Origin of the sequence: Micromonospora sp. NPDC049374 (genome assembly GCF_040677165.1) — a bacterium.
Lineage (GTDB): Bacteria > Actinomycetota > Actinomycetes > Mycobacteriales > Micromonosporaceae > Micromonospora.
The window spans coordinates 196,428-211,749 of record NZ_JBFAQH010000014.1; the positions used below are offsets into that span (position 1 = coordinate 196,428).

Consider the following 15,322-nt stretch of genomic DNA (forward strand, 5'->3'; position numbering starts at 1 on the left):
GGAGGGGAACACATGTCCCACAACGACCCCGGCGCCGTCGTCGCCGCGTTCCTCCAGCAGCGTTTCCCGCAGGTGGAGATCGCCCACGATGAGGACATCTTCGCGCTCGGCCTCGTCAACTCGTTGTTCGCACTGGAGCTGGTGATGTTCGTGGAGAAGACTTTCGGCTTCACCTTGCCCAGCGACGAGATGCGGATCGACAGCTTCCGCAGCATCGACGCGATCGGGGCGTTGGTCGGCCGTCAGACCGCGACGGTCTGACGGCGGTACCGGCGATGTCACCAACGGCTGCGAGCACCGAACGCGTACCGATGGATCGGGCTGCGGCCCGCTGCTTCGCTCGGGCCTACCTCGCACCGCTGGCCACCCGGTTCGATCAGGCCGGCAGCATTCCGTCGGAGACGCTCGACGGTATCGGCGCGGCCGGGCTGTGGGCGCCGTTCATCCCGGTCGAGTACGGCGGGCAGGGCGCCTCGATGCTGACCGTGGGCCAGGTGCACGAGGAGATCGGACACGCCTGCTCGTCGGTGCGCAGCCTGCTCACCGTGCACGGGATGGTCTCCTGGGCGGTGCTGAGGTTCGGCACGCCCGGACAGCGGCAGCAGTGGCTTCCGCGCCTGGCGAACGGATCGGTGCTGGGGGCGTTCTGCCTGTCCGAGCCGGACGTCGGCAGCGACGCCGTGAATCTGACCAGCCGAGCGGTCCGGGACGGACGTGGATGGGTCCTCGACGGGACCAAGACGTGGATCACCGGAGGCCAACGGGCGCACCTGTTCCTGGTGTTCGCGCGAACCGGCAACGGCATCGGCGCTTTCCTGGTGCCCCGCGACAGCGACGGGCTGGCGGTGACGCCGATCCCCGGCATGCTCGGCACTCGCGGCAGCATGCTCGCCCGGCTCACCATGAGCGGTGTGCGGGTGGGACCGGACGCCCTCGTCGGCCCGGACGGCTTCGCCACCGGCATGGTGATGACCGGTGTGTTGGACTTCGGCCGCTACAGCGTGGCCGCCGGATCAGTCGGCATCCTCCAGGCCTGCCTGGACGCCTGCGCCCACTACACCGAGCATCGCAAGGTCGCCGGCGTCGCGTTGCGCGACAGGCAACTCATCCAGGCGAAGCTCTCCGACATGGTCACCGACACCCGGGCCGCGCGTTTGCTCTACGAGGCCGCCGGGCGGCTGAAGGACCAGGGCGACGCGGACACCCTGATGGCCACCTGGGTGGCCAAGTACTTCGCCTCGACCGCAGCGGCCCGGCATGCCGCCGAGGCAGTGCAGATCCACGGTGCTGTCGGCTGCCGCCCTGGCCATCTCGTGGAGCGCTTGTACCGCGACGCCAAGGTCATGGAGATCATCGAAGGCAGCAACGAGATCCAGCGGATCACGATCGCGGCCGACGCGTACCGGAAGGATGTTCGGTGACTGACGACTCGTCCGAGGAGGAGCGTCGCGGCCGGATCAAGTGTGTGGTCTGGGACCTCGACCAGACGATCTGGACCGGCGTCCTGCTGGAGGACGCGACGGTGACGGTGAAGCCGGAGGTCGTCGAGGCGATCGAGACGCTCGACCGGTTGGGGATTCTGCACTCCATCGCCAGCAAGAACGATCACCAGGCGGCCTGGACACAGCTAGAGCGAAGTGGTCTCGCCGAGATGTTCCTCTGCCCGCAGATCGGGTGGAACGCCAAGTCACACTCCGTTCAGCAGATCGCCGAGAAGCTCAACATCGGGCTCGACACGATCGCCTTCGTCGACGATCAGGAGTTCGAGCGGGCGGAGGTCGCCTCGGCGTGTCCGCAGGTGCTCTGCCTGGACCCGGCGGAACTCGCCGAGGCGATGCGCACGCCGGTGTTCCAGCCACGCTTCATCACCGACGAGTCGCGGGAACGCCGCCAGATGTACCGCAACCAGATCAGACGCGACGACGAGGAGGAACGATTCGTCGGCACCCCCGACGAGTTCCTCTCCCAGTTGGGACTGGTCGTACGGATCGAATCCGCCACCCGGGCCGACCTGCAACGGGCCCAGGAACTGACGGTCCGCACCAACCAGCTGAATTCGACCGGTCGGACGTACTCCTACGACGACCTCGACAAGTCACGTACCTCGGACGACCACCGTCTCTATGTCGTCGCCCTCGACGACCGCTTCGGCTCCTACGGCAAGATCGGACTCGTGCTGATCGAGACGTCGGTAAAGGTCTGGCGTCTACGGTTGTTGCTGATGTCGTGCCGCGTGATCTCCCGCGGCGTCGGGGGGATCGTGCTCAGCCACCTGATGCGGCAGGCCCGGGACGCCTGCGTCGAACTGCAAGCGGACCTGGTCGAGACCGGCCGGAACAGGATGATGCAGATCACCTATGCCTTCGCCGGCTTCCGCGAGATCGGTCGGGCCGATCAGCAGGTGACGCTGCGCGCTGACCTGGACGTCATTCCGCCCGCGCCGCCCTTCGTCCGGCTGATCACGGATTGACCACCGCGCTACCGAAGTCAGCACCGCAGGTCGGCCAGGTCCGGCCGACGTCACGGGCCCGCAACCCCACTGGCCGGCGGTACCGTGGTGTCACGATGAGCCCGGTGCCGGACATGCCGTAGACGTGAGCTCTGAGGACCGGTTTCGGCGCGTCTACGCCGGCAACTTCCAAGCGCTTCTCGCGTACGCGTCACGTCGTGTCGAGCAGCCGGACGACGCCGCCGACGTGGTCGCGGAGACCTTCCTGGTGGCGTGGCGGCGCAGCGCCGACCTGCCCTGCGACGATGAGATCCGGCTGTGGCTGTACGGGGTGGCCCGCCGAGTACTGGCGAACCACCACCGCAGCGGAACCCGCCGTGAGCGGTTGGGTGAGCGACTCCGGCAACGCCTGACCGCGGTGTCCACACCCGACCCGGGCAGTGAGGTGCCGCAGCGGCTTGCCGTGCAGGCCGCGCTGCGCCGGCTCAACGACACGGACCGGGAGATGTTGCTGCTCACCGTATGGGAGGGCCTGCAGCCCCGGGAGGCGGCAGCGGTGGTCGGGGTGAGCCCGACCGCGGCCCGGACCCGCCTGTCACGAGCGCGGGCCCGGCTGCGCGAACTCATCGGTGACGACCCTGACGCACCCGGACATGTACTCGATGTCCTGGCCGTACCCGTCCCGAAGGAGGGCAGATGACCGACGAGCACCTCGACCGCCTGGTTCGAGACGCCGACCCCTATCGACCTGAGATCATCCAGCGCCTCGACGGGGCGGATCAGCATCTCCTGGAGGAGATCATGTCCACCCCGAAACTCGACTCGGTGCCGGCGAGACCGCCGCGCCGTACCCTCGTCCGTCAACTCGCCGGCGCCACGGCCGCTGCGGCGGCCGTGGCCAGCATCATCGCCGCCTCGTCGCTCTGGTCCGCCCAGCCTGACGACGGGTACGCCGGACCGACCGGCCTGCCCAGCGTCGGCACGGCGGCGATCAGCGGGTGGGAACTCGACCTGAAGGCTGCGCAGGAGCACCCGCGCCTGCTCATCGATGAGCCGGGCTGGATAGCGACAAGCGTCTACGGATTCGCCGAGGAGAACGGCAGCATCGAATTCCGCAACGGCGACCGTAGCCTGCAGATGAACTGGTACCCGGACGAGCAGTACCAGGGCTACTACGACGACCGGCTACAGGTCAGCGAACCAGAGGTGACCACCGTGGCGACCCGGCCGGCCAGCATCTTCACCTACAGCGAGAACGACATGTCGGCCATGCTCAAGCCGCAGGACGGCACGTTCGTCGAGTTGCGCACCGGGGGCAACTGGACGCGGGCCATCTTCGACGGGATCCTCACCCACGTGATCAAGGTGGATGCCAAGTCGTTCCTCAAGGCGTTGCCGTCGGAGATCGTCACGCCGGGCGACGTCCGTGAGGAAGCCGCCAAGATACTCGCCGACATGCCGTCCCCGCCGGGCTTCGACGTGTCGATACTGGACAACGCCGGCGCCAACGACCCGTACCAGTTCGGCGCCGCAGTGACCGGCAGGGTCACCTGCGACTGGATCGCCGAGTGGATCCGGGCCGACGCTGCCGGCGACGAACACGCGGTCAAGCAGGCAGCAGCCGCGTTGCGCAGCAGCCGCCAGTGGAAGGTGCTGCACGACATGAACGACGAGGGCGACTACCCCGAGGTCGTCTGGGAGATCGCCGACAAGGTCGCCGACGGTGATGTCCCAAAGCAGTACAAGGACGGCCTCGGCTGCTGACCCAGCCGGCGGCTAGCGGACCTACGACCGGCGCCTCCGAAGCGCCGGTCGTAGCGGTCCTGACACGGGCGACGCTGACCGGCACGAACCGCAACCGCTCCGCTTCCTCAAGGCGGACGTCGCGCACGTGCATGAGCGCGAACCCGAGCACGTTGCGGCCAGGCCACCGGGCTGTCATGTGGTCGCTCGGTGTCCGAATCGTTCAAGACTTCTTCGGCCGCATGCTCGTACGGTCGGAGTCATGGCACCCACCTTCAACGCGATCGGCCTTGCGGTGGCCGACATGGCAGCGTCTCTTTCCTTCTATCGCCGGCTGGGCCTGGAGTTTCCGGCCGGCGCCGAGCAGGAGGCGCACGTCGAGACGACGGTCGAGGGCGGTATCCGTCTCATGTGGGACACGCACGCCTCGTTGCAGTCCTTCGATCCGGATTACCAGCCGGGACAGCCCTCCGGTGGCTGGGCCTTTCTCTGCACGGACGCCGACGAGGTGGACCGATGCCACGCCGACCTGGTCGCCGCCGGATACCCGTCGGTCAACGCGCCCTGGGACGCACCGTGGGGGCAGCGTTATGCACAGGTGCGCGATCCAGACGGCAACGTCGTGGACCTTTTCGCCTGGACCCCGTCACCGCAGTAGGGCGCTCAGTGACACTCCGGCCATCGCCCGTACCTCCCGTGCGAGGTGAGCCTGGTCGGCGTAACCCGCATCGACTGCCACCGTCGCGAACGACCGACCGGACCGGGCCAACGTGAGGGCCCGCTGCAACCGCAGAATCCGCTGCAAGGTCTTCGGCCCGTAACCGAACGCGGCGGTGCAGCGCCGCTGCAACTGGCGGGCGCTCAGACCGCACCGTACGGCGACCGATCCCACCGACAACCCGGCCGACGCGGCACCGGCCAAGGTCACCATCGCCCGGTCGGCTCCTTGCCAGCGCCGGCTCACCGCTTCGGACAGCGCGGTGGCAGGATCATCAGCCTCGGCGATGGCCCGCACCGCGGCCGCCGGCCACATCGCGTCCAACGGCACACGCCGATCCACCAACTCGTCGGCGGGCACGCCCAACACACCGGGCCCGGTGCCCGCGCCGAACCGCAGCGCTTCATACCGACGGCCGGGCAGGGCCGGCTCGACCTGGGCGGTCGTATCCGGACCGGCCACGAACACCGTGCCGTCGCGCCAGATGATGTCGAGACACCCGTCCGGCACAATGCGCTTCGGCCCACCACCCGGCGGCGTGACACTGCGCCACACCACGACGTACGGCAGCGTTGTCGACGGTCGTTCCTCGTACACGCCCTCGACCCTCCCACGCGACCACGACAACCCACGGCCGCCCCGCCCCGCCACAGGTTCGACCAACTCTCCCGGCGTAGCGTCGTGAGCGCCGCTTGTCGAGCAGTCGATGATGAGTGGTTCGGGCCGGTCAGGACGCTTCGGCTTTGGCTGCTCGCTCCGTGGTGGCGATCCGTTGCAGGCGCTGCCGGATGAAGTCGTCGAGCGTCGATGCCGCAGGGTGGCGGTGCAGAACGTAGAGTCGTCGGGCCTCGGCGGCGTAGCGGCGGGCGGCCGCCCGCCGGTGGAGAGTCACGCTGACCCGTGCCAGGCCGTGGTACGCCGCGGCGAGCGCGATGTCGTCGGGGCAGCTGGCCGCCGCCGCAGCCGCCTGCTGGAATGCCCGCCGCGCGGCGAGTCGCCGGCCCTGGCGCAGGAGCGTCTCCGCCAGCGCGTTGAGGATCAACGCGCTACTGCCGGGATCACCCAGCTCCCGGGCGAGATCGAGCGCCTGCTCATACTGGTCCCGGGCGGGCGCGAGCCGGTCCAGGTCCCGCAGGGAGTCGGCGTGCTCCCAGAGTGCGCCGACCAGCAGTGTCCGGTCCCCCAGTCGGGTCAGCCTGTCGATGGTGCGCTGGTGGTGCTCCGTCGCTTCGTCGACCCGTCGCTCTGCTGCGGCGATCCGGCCCAGCCCTGAGTGTGCGGCCGCCTCGGCCTGGTCGTCACCGTGGCGCAGGGCCAGGTCGAGGGCCTTGCGGCAGGCGTCGGCCGCCTCGGCGTACTGCCGCTGTTCATGCAGGACAGTGCCGATGCCGTACCAGATCCTTCCCTGTAGCGGCTCGTCACCTGCCATCACCGACTGGTCAAGTGCCTCACGGTAGAACGGCATGGCCCGCGCCCGCTCGCCCTGCCAGAAGGCGACCATGCCGAGCAGCAGCAGCGCCCTCGCCTGGCAGCGGCGGTCGTGCGCCCTGCGCGCGGCGGCCAGCGCCCGTTCCCCGTATGCGCGCGCCGGGGCGTACCGACTGCGCCGGAGCTCAACGCCCGCCAGATCGTGTAGCGCGGCGCCCAGTGCCGCCTGATCGTCGACGGCCGTCGCGGCCCGCACTGCCGCCTCATGGATGACGGCTGCCGTCGACAGCATGCCGATCGTGTCCAGGTGCCGGCTGAGGATCGCGGCCAGGTCGACCGTGTGCCGGGGCAGGTTGCGTTCCGCGGTGGCGACCACGCGCGCCAGCACCGGAATCTCGCGATCCAGCCAGGCCCGGGCGGTTTCGGGCTCGATCACGTCCGGGACCCTGACGCCGGACGAGGGAACTGCGGGCAGCGTGGCGCGTAGCGACGGGTACGACACTCCGACGGCGACCGAGGCGCTCGCGCGGTAGTAATCGAACAGCACGCGGCGTGCCTCGTCCACCGCGTCCTCCTGGTCGGCGAGGTCCAGTGCGTATTGGCGGAGCAGGTCGTGCAGGGCGAAACGTCCACCGCCCCGTGGCTCGACCAGACTCGCTCGGGCGAGTTCGTTCAACAGGTGCCGCGACGTGTCCGGCGTGGCGGACGTCATCGCCGCGAGGGCGTACGCGTCGACGTCGGGCCCGGGATGCACCCCGATCATGCGCAGCGCGCGTCGTTCGGCTTCGCCCGGGAGCCGGCGGTACGACCAGGAGAAGACCGTTCGGATCGCACTGTACGGGTCCCCGGAAGGGCTCAGTACGGTCATCGCCGTGGTCTCGACGAGTTCCTGGGTGAGCTGGGCCAAGGGTTCGCCGGGATACTCCGCCAGCCGCCGCGCGGCGATGCGTAGGGCGAGCGGCAATCCGGCGCAGTTGTCGGCCACCGCGCGAAGAGCGTCCGGCTCGGCCCCGGCCCGCGGGCCAACCAGTTTGGCGAGCAGGGCCAGTGAGTCCGCGTCCGGCATCCGGGACAGGTTGATCCGGGTGACGTCGGTGGTGGTCGACAGTCCGGCGAGCGTGTCCCGGCTGGTGATCAGAACCATGGTCGGCCCGGTGCCGGGGAGCAGCGGACGGACCTGGTCCGCCGAGGCCGCGTTGTCGAGCACGACGAGCATCCGACGGCCGGCGACCAGAGTGCGGTACTGCGCGGTGCGCTCGTCGAGACCCTCCGGAATCGACGGGCCGGCGACACCGAGACCGGCGAGGAACACGGCCAGGGCCTCCCGAGGTGGTACGGCTTGATCGGGGTGATAGCCCTGCAAGTTGACGTGCAGTTGCCCATCGGGGAAGTGCGCGCGGCTTCGATGGGCCCAGTGCATGGCCAGCGCGGTCTTGCCCACTCCTGCGGTCCCGCAGATCAGCACGACGGCAGGTGTGGTGGCGGATCGGCGCCGCTGCCGGCCGAGCTGCGCGACCTCGGCGGCCCGGCCGGTGAAGTACCGTGTGGTCGCCTCGAGCTGCGCGGGCATCGGGGTGGCGTTCGCGTTCGTGCCTCGGTCCTGGTGCCGTAGCGCTCCGGTCACGGTCGCCGCAGCGGTGATGACCGCCAACAGCAGGCTCAGTATGGACGCGACCTGATCACTCTGCCCGAGGCCGATGCGCAGAAACAGCCACGCCAGGAAGCCCTCGACCCCGAGGACCAGGAGTAGAACTGCGACGGTTACCGACAGTCGCCACCTCATCGCTCAATGGTATCGATCGGTGTCGGCCACCGTGACTTGCGAGGATCGTGACGTGTCGGTACCGCGAGAAAGAACAGACCTACGCGTCACCACCCACGCACCAGCAGGCTTTCGCCTCGGCCGATCGCTGCCAGCGCCGCTGCCACGTAGTCGGCGAGGTCCGGCGGCAGCGCTGACGCCGTCGCCCAGTACAGCTCACTGCATTTGCCGGGCTCCGCTATGAACGGCTCCCCGATCCAGCTATCCACCTCGAAGAACAGATGGAAGTACTCACGATCGTCGGAGCGCTCCGGTGCGGAGTGCAGGAGCAGCGCAAGACGGCAGCTGTGCGGATCGGCCTCGATCCCGAGCTCCTCTCGCAGCTCCCGCACGAGGCCGGTGACCGCATCCTCGCCTCCGTCGAGATGTCCAGCCGGCAGGCTGAGCTGACCGTCCCGGTAGCCGGTCGACGCACGGCGGATCAGCAGCACCCGACCCCGGTCACGGAGAATGCCGTACACGGCAGCGGCGACACGGAAAGGCTCAGTCGGCACACCCGGACCCTACGTCCAGCCGGCCAGAAGAGGGTGCCGTCCCTGACAGCTGCGAACTCGGTGGCGTGAACTCCGGGCCAGGCGTGAGGATGCGTCCATGGCCGATGATCCGTTGCTCGCTCGGGCTCGTCAGGTCTGGCTCGAGATGGCTGACGTCCCGATGGCCTTTCCCGTTGACGGCGGCGTCGGCGTGGCTGTCTCGGCCGGGTCGCGGCTCTGTCCGACGGGCTGGGTCGGGATCGTCGCGTTGGGCGACGCCGCCATCGTCACCGTGCCGGCAGGCAGCCGGGCCGGGACCGTTCGCGCGGTCCTGCAGGGTCTCCCGGTCGAGGTTCTGACCGACCCGGACCGGCTGGGCGCTGTCCTGCCCGTCGCCGAGGTGCTGGGGCCGGCACGCCTGGCTTACCTCGACGAAGGCGACTTCCAGCCGGCCGGAATCGATACGGTGGATGTGGTTGCTGCGGACCATGCCGATCTCGTCAGGCTGATGGCCTCGGTCACGGCTGACGACGCCAACGAATGCGGGTTGGCCGATATCACCTCTTCAGCGTTCGTGGTGCGCCGCGGGCATCACGTTGTCGCGGCGGCTGGCTACCGACGCTGGCCGGGGCGGGTGGCCCAGATGTGCGTACTCACGGCGCCGGCTTACCGCGGGCGTGGCCTGGCACGTGCCGCTGCCTCCGCCGCAACCGCGGACGGCTTGGCGAACCATCTGCTGCCGCAGTGGCGGGCTCGACCGGAGCCGTCGCGCCGAGTGGCGCGGGCGCTGGGATTCCGCCAACTCGGTGCTCAGTTGAGCATCCGGATCGGAACCTGAGCCCACACGCCGGATCGCCGGCTACGCCGCCGGCTGTGCCGAACGCGGCGCGAGTCACGCGACCTGCGCCGGACTCGCGCAGTCGGTCTGGGCGGTAGCGCAAGCCGTCCGTCCCGTCACGGCACCGAGATCACCTATGGTGACGCGCGGGGGGCGGCATGAACAGGTGTCAGCATTGATGGGTACGTCGGCCGTGAGCGGGGGGCGATGAGGCAACCGATACTGTTCCTGACTGTGGGACTCCCCTGCACCGGGAAAACCACTGCTGCGCGGCGCATCGAGCGAGAGCGGCAAGCACTTCGGCTCACGAAGGACGAGTGGGTGAAGGCGCTCTACGGGCACGAGAACCCACCAGTGGCTCAGGCCGTGATCGAAGGACGGCTCATCCAGATCGGCTTACGCGCCCTCGAACTCGGCACCAACGTCGTGATCGACTACGGCCTCTGGAGTCGAGACGAGCGCTCCGCCCTACGGCAGGCAGCAGCGGACCTCGGCGCGACGGTGGAGCTGCGCTACTTCGCGCTCACCCCGGCCGAGCAGCGCAGACGACTCGATCGGCGCCAAGCCGAAGCACCGCACACGACATGGCCCATGTCCGACGAGGAACTCGCCGAGTGGGCCGCCAACATCGACATCCCCACGCCCGGCGAACTCGACGGCAGCGAACCCATCGATGACCCGCCGGCCGGATTCGCGACGTGGCACGAATGGCGCACACACCGCTGGCCACCGTCGGCCTCCTGAACTCGCCGGACCCAGCGCTGCGGAACTCTGATCCCCTTGGGAACGGGCATTGGAATGGCTGCTGTCACAATGACACCGACGGGCATGGGCCCGCTCAGCGCAACTGTCGTCGCCCGCGGAGTGCAAGCCAGTGGTCGCCTCGGGCTGTGGGAATGGGCACGGGTCAGTCAGGTGGTTTCCCGATGCCGGTCGGGGTGGGTTGTCGCGTGGGATGGGACCCGGCGTCGTCGTTGGCGCCACCAGCTGAGGGCGGCGCCGGCCAGGAGAGCACCCAGGATCACCGTCAGGGTCCCGGCGCCGATGTGGTCGAGCAGGGTGGCCAGCCAGCGCTGGCCGGAGGCGGCGGCCGCGATGATCGGGTCGTTGGTCGTGGCGTCGCGCAGGATCCGGATCTCGAACCAGCCGTACCAGGCCACGTAGGCGCCGGCGGCCACGAGCAGCGCGCCACCTAGGCGGGACAGCAGCGGTGTCGCGCGGCGGATCCGGCGGAGCAGCCCGTCGCGGGCCAGGGCGACGGCGAGCGCGGCGACCGTAACGGTCAGTCCCATGCCGATCGCGTACGCGAGAAACAGTCCTACCCCGGCCAAGGTCGAGCCGGCCCGGAAGCTGCTCACCACGATGGCCAGGAACGGGCCGATCGTGCACGACAGCGACGCCGCCGCGTAGGCGGCGCCGAAGACCACCATGGACGGCAGTGACCGGCGCACCGTCGGGGCGGACGAGACCGCCAGCCGCAGGCCCGGGAGCTGCCGTCCGGCCAGCAGCCAACCGCCGAGTCCGACCAGCACCACACCCAAGGTGACGGTGACCCAGGGCAGGTGTCTCTGCACCGTGCCCGCCACAGGGGTGAGCACCAGACCGAACAGACCGAAGACGGCGACGAAACCGGCGGTCATCGCGGCGGTGGCGGTCAGGGCGCGGACGACTGTCGTACCACGGTTGGTCTCCGCCTCGCCGGCCACCAGCAGCGACAGATACGCCGGCAGCAGCGCGAACCCGCACGGGTTGACCGCGGCGAGCATCCCGGCGGCCACCGCCAGACCCAACGGTGCATCGCCCATCTCAGCCGGCCAGCAGCGGGTCGAGCACGTCGGGCAGCTTGTCGACGTCGGCGCGGCCGCGTTCGACGACCGTTCCCTCGCTGTCGAGCACCACGAAGGTGCTCTGCTCGGTCATCGTGAACCGCTTCCACACCACACCCTGCTCGTCGGCCAGCTGCGGAAACCCGGACAGCTTGGCCATCCGCACGAAGTCGTGCATCGCCGGCACCGTGTCCAACCCGGCCACCCCGACCACGGTGACCTTGCCCTCGTACCTGGCCGCGAGGTCGCTGACCGGTCGCGCCTGGGCCAGGCAGGTCGGGCACCACGGGGCCCAGAACCACAGCAGCGCCGGCTTGCCCGCCAGGCTGCGACCATCGAAGCTGCCGCCGTCGAGGGTGGCGACGGTGAAGTCGTAGCTGCCGGTCCCCGCGTCGGCGGCCCCGCTGGTCGAGCTGTCCGGCGCGCCCGCCTGGTCACCGGCGTCGTCCGCGCAGCCGGCCAGCAGCAGCGCGCCGACCACCAGCAGGGCAAGGAATGCCTGTCGTATCTTCATCGATGCTCCATTCGTGTCTGCCGACCGGTCGGCATGTGGCCCACCGATCCTCGGTTCAGATCAGATCGAGATTCTTGGCGGCCTGACGTACGAGCTCCTCGTCCTCGCCGAGCACCAGCGCGGTGTGCGGGCGACGGGAGCACAGGACGACGACACCGTCGAGGTGCATCATCGCGGCACCGTCGGTCCCGATCGGGTTCTCCGCCCGTGGGGAAACCGGGAACGGTCTGTCACTGACGTAGACGAGCAGCCGACGACCGGTGTCGTCCCGGTAGGCGTACCCGGTGACCGGCTGTCCGGCCAGATCGCCGGCACTGGCACCGGCGCCGGACAGGCGCAACGCCGACAGGTCCGGGCCCGACCGGGCCGGAATGATCGTGCCTGGCAGGCGGCCGTCATGGTAGCCGGCCACGGCGACGGAGAGCTGCGGTGCCGGCGCGGACCCGCCGTCCCGCCCGACGATCACCGCGCCGAGGACCGCGACCAGGACCAGCGCGACGGCGGCCAGCGCCCACGACCGCCGGGCATGCTGGCGCCAGCTGAGCGAGGACAACCACCCGCCGAACGCGGAGCGCTCGCCCGATGGGACGTGCCGCTCGGCGACGACTCCGGCCAGTCGGGCGGCCAGGTGCACCGGTACCGACTCTCGGGCCAGGTGGGCCAGCGCCCGGCCACGACGTCCGGCGTCGACCTCGGCCCAGCAGCCGTCGCAGGTCAGCAGATGCGCCTCGAACGCCTCGCGCCTCCCGTCTGGCAGCTCACCGGCCAGGTAGCCGCCGACGGTGGCATCGTCGTACTGGTGCCTCACTCCGCCGTCACCCCCTGCCGGTGCAGCAGCTCCGCGAGCTTCTTGTGCCCGCGGTGCACCCGGGCCAGTATCGTGCCGCGCGGCGCACCGGTCATCGCCGCGACCTCGGCGGCGGTGAACCCGCACAGGTCCATCAACGCGATCGCCTCCCGCTGCGCGGCCGGCAGCCGCCACAACGCGCGGTGCACCTGCTCACGGACGAGCCCACTCATCGCCTCACCCGCGGTGTCGCTACCCGACGTCACCGTCGTCCCGGCGTCGGGGTCCAGGACCTCCACCGGACGGACGGACCCGTACCGCCATCCGGCGCGGGCAGCGTTCAGGCAGACCGTCGCCAGCCAAGCCCGCACGTCATCCGGTGGCCGGCGTCGCCACCCCCGCAACGCACGCAGGTACGTCTCCTGCACCAGGTCCTCGGCCTGCGACCGCGACCGGGTCAGCCGCCGGGCCAGGTTGTAGAGCAGATCCAGATGCTCATGCATCGCCTCAACAAACTCGTCGTCGCTCATCCACCCACCCATCCGACCGGGTAGGACCCGCCGCCGGCGCATCTGATTGCATCAGTCTTGCCTCCTGATACACCGAAGGCGTCGGCCGATCCTCGCCGGTGGCGGCGTCGCCGGTCACCTCACCTTCGGCCTGCTCCTCGGTCAGCGTGGCGGCGCGCTGAGCAGCCGTTCGAGCAGCAGCGGTTCGCCGGGCCAGGCCGCGACGATTACGTGTCGAGGTACTTGGCGTGCGGCGTAGCGCAGGGCGAGCGCGACGACGACGATGTCGTCGAGAGGGCCGATGACGGGCAGGAACTCGGGGATCAGGTCGACGGGGCTGGCTACCCAGATCCCGGCGATCAGCACGGCGATCTTCGCGCGGCGGGGCACTCGCCGGTCGGTGCGCAGTCGACGGACGGTGGTGACGCAGTCGGGGACGAAGGCGGCCAGGTCACGCATGATGCCGGGTGGCAGGCGGCGGGCGAGCAGGATCAGCAGCGCCCAGGAGGCAAGCAGCAGCATGACCGCGATGGCCAGGCCGACGAGCCAGTCACGCACGATCACGGCCTCAGCATGCCACTGGCGTCACAGGTGGGCGATCTGCTCAGGTAGCGGCGCCAGCTGCCGCCGGCCTTGGTGACCTGCCCGGGTGGCCGTTGGTGAGGCGCGAGTGCCGACCCGGCCGCCGTTCATTCCGCGCCGAGGCCGCGGCGGTACGTCCGTACGTGGTCACCGTCGGGGGCGGGCCGCTGCGTTCCAGCTTCCCATCCCAGCCGCTCGTAGAATCCGGTCGCCCCCATGGGCCCCGTCGACGTCTGTGCCTCGGCCCAGCGGGCGCCGGCGTCGCGGACCAGTTCGACGAAACGATCGACCAGGAGCACGCCGATGCCGGTCTTGCGCCAGTCCGGCCGTACCGCCAGCGCGGTCATGACCGCCACGTGTGCAGCCGCAGCAGGCCCGGCTCGCTGCGGTGTCACCACGGCCGCCCGGCGGCGGGCCAGCCGACAGGCCCACGGCCGGACCCGCGTTCGCAGGACACGGAGAGCGACACGGGGCCGAAGCACCAACGCGACAAGCCCGGCGAGGGTGAGGGACGCCATCGCGCGTCGGTCCTGGGCCAGCTCGATGGTGTAACCGGCGTGATCACTCGTACCTAGCACAAACCCGACAAGTTCGTCCTGCGGGGCAGCGGTGTCGACGGCCACCACACCCACCCCGTGTGATGAGCTCAAGACAGTGCGGTGCCAGCAGCGGACAAAGCGGGCTCCGAGCGACGGAAACAGTCCCATCGGAAGCAGCTCGACATGGGCGCGGGACATCGCCGGGAGATCCTCATCCCGTGCCGGACGCAGAGCAAGCCGGCCGCCAACCCGATCGGCAGCCGCCAGGCGCGGGGCCGGCGGTGCCACGAGGCTACTGCGGAGATCCTCGATCATCACGCGAGGAATGCGCACGACATCAACCCCCACTCATCAGGGCCAGGCACTCCTGCCCGGAGACCTGACCATGCCCGCACGGACGGACGGCCCCGGCGGACGGCCGGTGGCGTTGCTCGTCACCACGGGTGGTGTGCTGGCGGAGAGGGCCGGCTGGTCACCAGGTCGTACGGCCGGCTCTGGTTGCCGGGAACGTCTTTCCGCTACCCGGGTTCGGTGCCCGTCGGCTGCGGCGCGTCACCACGGCTGCCTTGTGCGGGGGTTCTCGGCCATTTCGCCAGTCGTCTGGGTCAGGTTCTGCTGGCTCATCCTGGCCTCCTCGTCACCTCGACCAGCCCTCGGCCACGTCTACCCGTCAGGGACGTCGGGACACCGGGAGACCGGCGACGGTGGGGCGCCCGACCGGCGTAAGGGCAAAATGGCCACCATTCCGGCGTAACGCGGCGTTCGGGTAGTCACTACCCAGTATCCGGCGCTCACCGGACACGGACAGTGACATCATGTCCCCTGCGATCGTGACACCGCGTCACTGACGCCTCGGGCGCGTCCGTGCTGTCATGGGGACGCGCTTGGTCCAGCAGTCCACCTGCCGGCAACTCGCCTCCATGATCGCCACACTGCGGTCGACCACCCCTGAGTGTGACCACGGCCAGGCGAACGGCTGAGGGGTGCAGTTGATGTACAACGGCCCATCGCCCCGGAGCCCATCGGGCCGGCGGCACCGTTGCGAGCGCCATGGCCCATGCCATCACCCCAGCCGTAACCGGGCGAGGCAGTGG

General features: G+C 69.8%; 17 protein-coding genes. 8 read left to right on the forward strand and 9 right to left on the reverse strand.

Annotated features, from left to right (window positions below):
• Positions 1-12 precede the first annotated feature (12 nt).
• The 6 genes from AB0J93_RS22915 to AB0J93_RS22940 all read left to right on the forward strand — a co-directional run bounded on the left by AB0J93_RS22915 (position 13) and on the right by AB0J93_RS22940 (position 4,850).
• The gene (locus tag AB0J93_RS22915; protein ID WP_363924367.1) at positions 13-261 is read left to right on the forward strand and encodes a phosphopantetheine-binding protein; all 249 of its coding nucleotides are present in this window, start codon (positions 13-15) and stop codon (positions 259-261) included.
• A gap of 50 nt (positions 262-311) precedes the next feature.
• Positions 312-1,421: an acyl-CoA dehydrogenase family protein gene (locus tag AB0J93_RS22920; RefSeq protein WP_363924368.1), complete on the forward strand. Its 1,110-nt coding sequence runs from the start codon at positions 312-314 to the stop codon at positions 1,419-1,421.
• Positions 1,418-2,470 carry an HAD-IIIC family phosphatase gene (locus AB0J93_RS22925; RefSeq protein WP_363924369.1) on the forward strand — a complete coding sequence of 351 codons (1,053 nt, stop codon included), beginning with the start codon at positions 1,418-1,420 and terminating at the stop codon, positions 2,468-2,470. Before AB0J93_RS22920 ends, AB0J93_RS22925 begins: the two co-directional genes overlap by 4 nt.
• A 124-nt stretch (positions 2,471-2,594) precedes the next feature.
• Positions 2,595-3,149, forward strand: a complete 555-nt coding sequence (locus AB0J93_RS22930) for an RNA polymerase sigma factor (protein ID WP_363924370.1) — start codon at positions 2,595-2,597, stop codon at positions 3,147-3,149.
• Positions 3,146-4,213 carry a hypothetical protein gene (locus AB0J93_RS22935; protein WP_363924371.1) on the forward strand — a complete coding sequence of 356 codons (1,068 nt, stop codon included), beginning with the start codon at positions 3,146-3,148 and terminating at the stop codon, positions 4,211-4,213. Before AB0J93_RS22930 ends, AB0J93_RS22935 begins: the two co-directional genes overlap by 4 nt.
• Before the next feature lie 241 nt (positions 4,214-4,454).
• On the forward strand, positions 4,455-4,850 hold the full coding sequence (locus tag AB0J93_RS22940) for a VOC family protein (RefSeq protein WP_363924372.1): 396 nt from the start codon (positions 4,455-4,457) through the stop codon (positions 4,848-4,850).
• Here AB0J93_RS22940 and AB0J93_RS22945 read toward each other — a convergent pair.
• The 3 genes from AB0J93_RS22945 to AB0J93_RS22955 form a co-directional block, all read right to left on the reverse strand.
• Complete coding sequence (locus AB0J93_RS22945; protein ID WP_363924373.1) at positions 4,839-5,507, reverse strand: helix-turn-helix transcriptional regulator; 669 nt, start codon at positions 5,505-5,507, stop codon at positions 4,839-4,841. The two genes, AB0J93_RS22940 and AB0J93_RS22945, sit on opposite strands and share 12 nt — an antisense overlap.
• A 130-nt stretch (positions 5,508-5,637) precedes the next feature.
• Positions 5,638-8,121, reverse strand: a complete 2,484-nt coding sequence (locus AB0J93_RS22950; protein WP_363924374.1) for a tetratricopeptide repeat protein — start codon at positions 8,119-8,121, stop codon at positions 5,638-5,640.
• An 86-nt stretch (positions 8,122-8,207) separates the two neighbouring features.
• Complete coding sequence (locus AB0J93_RS22955) at positions 8,208-8,654, reverse strand: NUDIX domain-containing protein (RefSeq protein ID WP_363924375.1); 447 nt, start codon at positions 8,652-8,654, stop codon at positions 8,208-8,210.
• Positions 8,655-8,751: 97 nt separating this feature from the next.
• On the opposite strand from AB0J93_RS22955, the gene AB0J93_RS22960 reads away from it, so the two are divergent.
• Both AB0J93_RS22960 and AB0J93_RS22965 read left to right on the forward strand, forming a co-directional pair.
• On the forward strand, positions 8,752-9,471 hold the full coding sequence (locus AB0J93_RS22960; RefSeq protein ID WP_363924376.1) for a GNAT family N-acetyltransferase: 720 nt from the start codon (positions 8,752-8,754) through the stop codon (positions 9,469-9,471).
• Positions 9,472-9,678: 207 nt separating this feature from the next.
• Complete coding sequence (locus tag AB0J93_RS22965) at positions 9,679-10,215, forward strand: ATP-binding protein (protein WP_363924377.1); 537 nt, start codon at positions 9,679-9,681, stop codon at positions 10,213-10,215.
• A 167-nt stretch (positions 10,216-10,382) separates the two neighbouring features.
• Here AB0J93_RS22965 and AB0J93_RS22970 read toward each other — a convergent pair whose 3' ends face one another.
• The 6 genes from AB0J93_RS22970 to AB0J93_RS22995 all read right to left on the reverse strand — a co-directional run bounded on the left by AB0J93_RS22970 (position 10,383) and on the right by AB0J93_RS22995 (position 14,312).
• Positions 10,383-11,276 carry a cytochrome c biogenesis protein CcdA gene (locus tag AB0J93_RS22970; protein ID WP_363924378.1) on the reverse strand — a complete coding sequence of 298 codons (894 nt, stop codon included), beginning with the start codon at positions 11,274-11,276 and terminating at the stop codon, positions 10,383-10,385.
• Position 11,277: 1 nt separating this feature from the next.
• Positions 11,278-11,811, reverse strand: coding sequence for a redoxin domain-containing protein (locus AB0J93_RS22975; RefSeq protein WP_363924379.1), 534 nt, complete (start codon positions 11,809-11,811; stop codon positions 11,278-11,280).
• Between the two features lie 55 nt (positions 11,812-11,866).
• A complete protein-coding gene (locus AB0J93_RS22980) occupies positions 11,867-12,619 on the reverse strand; it encodes a zf-HC2 domain-containing protein (protein ID WP_363924380.1) in 753 nt (250 codons plus the stop codon).
• A complete protein-coding gene (locus tag AB0J93_RS22985; RefSeq protein ID WP_363924381.1) occupies positions 12,616-13,128 on the reverse strand; it encodes an RNA polymerase sigma factor in 513 nt (170 codons plus the stop codon). Before AB0J93_RS22985 ends, AB0J93_RS22980 begins: the two co-directional genes overlap by 4 nt.
• 141 nt (positions 13,129-13,269) lie before the next feature.
• Complete coding sequence (locus AB0J93_RS22990; RefSeq protein ID WP_363924385.1) at positions 13,270-13,665, reverse strand: DUF1232 domain-containing protein; 396 nt, start codon at positions 13,663-13,665, stop codon at positions 13,270-13,272.
• Positions 13,666-13,796: 131 nt separating this feature from the next.
• Positions 13,797-14,312, reverse strand: a complete 516-nt coding sequence (locus tag AB0J93_RS22995; RefSeq protein WP_363924382.1) for a GNAT family N-acetyltransferase — start codon at positions 14,310-14,312, stop codon at positions 13,797-13,799.
• Between the last annotated feature and the right edge of the window lie 1,010 nt (positions 14,313-15,322).